The sequence below is a fragment of the Agrobacterium sp. 22094 genome, from assembly GCF_052046015.1.
Classification (GTDB): domain Bacteria; phylum Pseudomonadota; class Alphaproteobacteria; order Rhizobiales; family Rhizobiaceae; genus Agrobacterium; species Agrobacterium cavarae.
In genome coordinates this window covers 1-316 of record NZ_JBQEPX010000061.1, presented here as the reverse complement: position 1 = coordinate 316, position 316 = coordinate 1, and the positions used below count along the sequence as shown (strand labels likewise).

Here is a 316-nt window from a genome sequence, read left to right as displayed (position 1 = left end):
TAGTAAGAACTACGGAATTGTGTATCAAGGATTTGGATTTGGGGCGCTTGCAGGTTCCTTTATCGGTGCACTTCTAGGTGGATTCAAACCAACGTTCATGGTAATAGGTGTATTATGTGTCGTGTCATTCATTATCGCAATTTTAATTCAAGCACCTAAGCAGAAAAAAGAAAAAGAAGAAGAGTATCGCAGCGTAGCATAAGTATACAAATCTTCTATAACACTATGATTACGAAAAAGCATCCTATTCTATTAATTAGGATGCTTTTTTATGAGTTATTTTAACAAGGTTAAATTACTTTTGGGATTTTTATAG

Annotated in this window: 1 protein-coding gene; it reads left to right on the top strand. The window is 33.9% G+C overall.

What is annotated here, in order from left to right:
* On the top strand, nt 1-202 hold a 202-nt coding region (locus ACTJK5_RS23165), incomplete at its 5' end, for a hypothetical protein (protein WP_440613341.1).
* Nucleotides 203-316 lie beyond the last annotated feature (114 nt).